A 4113-nucleotide genomic window follows, 5' to 3' on the forward strand; every position below is an offset into this window, starting at 1 on the left:
GAATGGATTTCGACTCTCCATTCATCGCCATCGGTGAGAAGTCGAATAGCTTGCCCCTCATCCCCTGTTCGCACATAGGGATGACGCAGCCCCGTATCCGGCTGTTTCGGCAGTGACCGGAAACCGGTCGCCCGGTATTCGGCCACGCGGAACGCGGGTCACCCCTTCCCCATCGCCCGCCGCAACGCGATCTCGATCACCACCCGGTCGGGATTCGGCCGCGGTGTCCGCCCGTACCGTTCCGCGTACCGCCGTTCCGCCTCGGCGATCAGCTCCGGCTCGTTCCGGACGCGTGCCACTCCCTCCAGCGTCGCCCACCGCCGCCCGTCCACCTGGCAGACCGCGACCCGCGCCCCGTCCGGGCCGGCGGCGAGTACGTGGCCCACCTTCCGGCTCGTCTTGCTCGCGATCACCCGGGCCAACCGCGCCTGCGGGTCGTAGGTGACTCCGACGGGTACGACATGCGGAGTGCCGTCCGGACGCAGGGTCGTCAGGGTGCACAGGTGCTTCTCCTGCCAGAAGGCGAGGTACGGCGCGTCCGGCGCGCCAGGATCCTGGGGGTATGCGGCCATGGCCCGGAACCCTAAGCCCTGTCCGGTGGCCGCACATCTCCCAGGGCCGCCTTGAGTGAAATAGACTCAACTTTGTGTACGCTGTTTCAGTCAGTAGTGGGAGACGCTGACGCCAGGAGGAGAACGGATACGTGGACGCCGAGCTGACCAACAGGAGCCGAGACGCGATCAACGCGGCCGGCAACCGGGCCGTGACCGAGGGGCACCCGGACCTCACCCCCGCCCACCTGCTCCTCGCTCTGCTCCAGGGGCAGGACAACGAGAACATCATCGATCTTCTCGCCGCCGTCGACGCCGACCAGGCCGCCGTCCGGGCCGGCGCCGAGAAGGTGCTCGCCTCGCTGCCCAGCGTGACCGGGTCCACGGTCGCGCCCCCGCAGCCCAACCGTGAGCTGCTCGCCGTCATCGCGGACGCCCAGGCGCGGGCCAAGGACCTCGGGGACGAGTACCTCTCCACCGAGCACCTGCTCATCGGCATCGCCGCCAAGGGCGGCCAGGCGGGTGAGGTGCTCACCCAGCAGGGCGCCGGCGCGAAGAAGCTGCTGGACGCCTTCCAGAAGGCGCGCGGCGGGCGCCGGGTGACCACCGCCGACCCCGAGGGGCAGTACAAGGCGCTGGAGAAGTTCGGCACCGACTTCACGGCCGCCGCGCGGGAAGGCAAGCTCGATCCCGTCATCGGTCGGGACCAGGAGATCCGCCGGGTCGTGCAGGTGCTCTCCCGGCGCACCAAGAACAACCCCGTCCTCATCGGTGAGCCCGGCGTCGGCAAGACCGCCGTCGTCGAAGGGCTCGCCCAGCGGATCGTCAAGGGTGACGTGCCCGAGTCCCTCAAGGACAAGCGGCTCGTCGCGCTGGATCTGGGGGCCATGGTCGCGGGCGCCAAGTACCGCGGTGAGTTCGAGGAGCGGCTGAAGACCGTGCTCGCGGAGATCAAGGACTCCGACGGGCAGATCATCACCTTCATCGACGAGCTGCACACCGTCGTGGGCGCCGGTGCCGGCGGTGACTCCGCCATGGACGCCGGGAACATGCTCAAGCCGATGCTCGCGCGCGGTGAGCTGCGCATGGTGGGCGCCACCACGCTGGACGAGTACCGGGAGCGGATCGAGAAGGACCCCGCCCTGGAGCGGCGCTTCCAGCAGGTGCTGGTCGCCGAGCCGACCGTCGAGGACACCATCGCGATCCTGCGCGGGCTCAAGGGACGCTACGAGGCCCACCACAAGGTGCAGATCGCGGACAGCGCGCTGGTCGCCGCCGCGACGCTCTCCGACCGGTACATCACCTCCCGCTTCCTGCCCGACAAGGCCATCGACCTCGTCGACGAGGCCGCCTCCCGGCTGCGCATGGAGATCGACTCGTCCCCCGTCGAGATCGACGAACTCCAGCGCGGCGTCGACCGGTTGAAGATGGAGGAGCTGGCGCTGGAGAAGGAGACCGACCCGGCCTCCCGCGAGCGCCTGGAGCGGCTGCGCCGCGACCTCGCCGACAAGGAGGAGGAGCTGCGGGGGCTGACCGCCCGCTGGGAGAAGGAGAAGCAGTCCCTCAACCGCGTCGGTGAGCTGAAGGAACGCCTCGACGAGGCGCGCGGACAGGCCGAACGCGCCCAGCGCGACGGTGACTTCGACACCGCCAGCAAGCTGCTCTACGGCGAGATCCCGGCCCTGGAGCGGGACCTGGAGGCCGCCTCGCAGGCCGAGGAGGAGGCCGCCAGGTCCACGATGGTCAAGGAGGAGGTCGGCGCGGACGACATCGCCGACACCGTCGCCGCCTGGACCGGCATCCCCGCGGGCCGCCTCCTGGAGGGCGAGACGCAGAAGCTGCTGCGCATGGAGGAGGAGCTGGGCAAGCGGCTCATCGGGCAGACGGAGGCCGTGCGGGCCGTGTCCGACGCCGTACGGCGCACCCGCGCCGGCATCGCCGACCCGGACCGCCCGACCGGCTCCTTCCTCTTCCTCGGCCCGACCGGCGTCGGCAAGACCGAGCTCGCCAAGGCGCTCGCCGACTTCCTCTTCGACGACGAGCGGGCGATGGTCCGCATCGACATGTCGGAGTACGGCGAGAAGCACAGCGTGGCCCGGCTGGTCGGCGCGCCCCCCGGGTACGTCGGCTACGAGGAGGGCGGCCAGCTCACGGAGGCGGTGCGCAGGCGGCCGTACAGCGTGGTGCTCCTCGACGAGGTGGAGAAGGCGCACCCGGAGGTCTTCGACATCCTGCTCCAGGTGCTGGACGACGGACGGCTGACGGACGGTCAGGGCCGTACGGTCGACTTCCGCAACGCGATCCTGGTGCTGACGTCGAACCTGGGCAGCCAGTTCCTCGTCGACCCGATCAGGAGTGAGGCGGAGAAGAAGGAGCAGGTCCTGGAGGTGGTCCGGGCCTCCTTCAAGCCCGAGTTCCTCAACCGGCTCGACGACCTGGTGGTCTTCTCGGCCCTGACGAAGGACGAGCTGGGCCGGATCGCCCGTCTCCAGATCGGCCGCCTCGCCAAGCGGCTCGCGGAACGCCGCCTCACCCTGGAGATCACCGACGAGGCGCTGGCCTGGCTCGCCGACGAGGGCATGGACCCGGCCTACGGCGCCCGCCCCCTGCGCCGCCTCGTCCAGACCGCCATCGGCGACCGCCTCGCCAAGGAGATCCTGTCCGGCGAGGTCAAGGACGGCGACACGGTCCGGGTCGACGCCTTCGGGGACGGCCTGATCGTGGGGCCGGCGACCCGCAAGACGCTGTGACGAGCGGGCCCGCCGGTGCGGTGGTGACCGGATCGAGTCAGCTCACGGCTGACAGCCCCGTCTGGGGTTGCCACCCCCCTCCCCGCATGGGAGAGGATGGCGGAATCCGTACGAAGGGAAAATCACGGTGAGCATCGACCCGTCCTCGATTCCGAACTTCGGGGGCCAGCAGCCGCAGCCCGGGCCGCCGCCCGGCCCCGTAATCCCGGATCAGGACCTCGTGAAGCAGCTCCTCGACCAGATGGAGCTGAAGTACGTCGTCGACGACGAGGGTGACCTCGCGGCGCCGTGGGAGCAGTTCCGTACGTACTTCATGTTCCGCGGCGAGGGTGACCAGCAGGTCTTCTCGGTGCGGACGTTCTACGACCGGCCCCACAAGATCGACGAGAAGCCCCAGCTCCTGGAGTCGATCGACGACTGGAACCGCCGGACCCTGTGGCCCAAGGTGTACAGCCACACCCACGACGACGGCACCGTCCGCCTGATCGGCGAGGCGCAGATGCTGATCGGCACCGGTGTGAGCCTGGAGCACTTCGTCTCGTCGACGGTCAGCTGGGTGCGGGCCGCCATCGAGTTCGACAAGTGGCTCGTCGAGCAGCTCGGCATCGAGCAGGAGATCAACGACGCGGAGAAGCCCGAGGACGGCGAGGAGTAGCTCCTCGCGGCAGTCGTACCCGCGGCGGCGTAGCGGCGATCACGACCGGATCGCGCCGTGGGGGGGGGGGCCGCGCGGGGGGGCGCCCCCCCCCCCCCCCCCCCGGGGTCCACCGGGCCCGGGGTTTTTTTTTATACACACGCCTATAATCACTCAA

At 69.8% G+C, this 4113-nt stretch carries 3 protein-coding genes; 2 read left to right on the top strand and 1 reads right to left on the bottom strand.

Translation table 11 applies throughout. The annotated features are described in order from the left end of the window. Positions 1 to 158: 158 nt before the first annotated feature. A complete protein-coding gene (locus ABZ078_RS44135; RefSeq protein ID WP_356584309.1) occupies positions 159 to 572 on the bottom strand; it encodes a TIGR03618 family F420-dependent PPOX class oxidoreductase in 414 nt (137 codons plus the stop codon). 131 nt (positions 573 to 703) lie between these two features. On the opposite strand from ABZ078_RS44135, the gene clpB reads away from it, so the two are divergent. Both clpB and ABZ078_RS44145 read left to right on the top strand, forming a co-directional pair. Next, positions 704 to 3301 carry an ATP-dependent chaperone ClpB gene (gene clpB / locus ABZ078_RS44140; RefSeq protein ID WP_356584311.1) on the top strand — a complete coding sequence of 866 codons (2598 nt, stop codon included), beginning with the start codon at positions 704 to 706 and terminating at the stop codon, positions 3299 to 3301. A 127-nt stretch (positions 3302 to 3428) separates the two neighbouring features. Further along, positions 3429 to 3956 (top strand): YbjN domain-containing protein, encoded by a 528-nt coding sequence (locus ABZ078_RS44145; RefSeq protein WP_356584313.1) that lies wholly within the window; start codon positions 3429 to 3431, stop codon positions 3954 to 3956. The last annotated feature ends 157 nt before the right edge of the window (positions 3957 to 4113 follow it).

This window comes from Streptomyces sp. NPDC006385 (assembly GCF_040612485.1).
Classification (GTDB): Bacteria; Actinomycetota; Actinomycetes; order Streptomycetales; family Streptomycetaceae; genus Streptomyces.

Coding starts and splice junctions, on each gene's coding strand:
- ABZ078_RS44135 (WP_356584309.1), bottom strand. CDS start 572: ATGGCCGCATACCCCCAGGATCCTGGCGCGCCGGACGCGCCGTACCTC.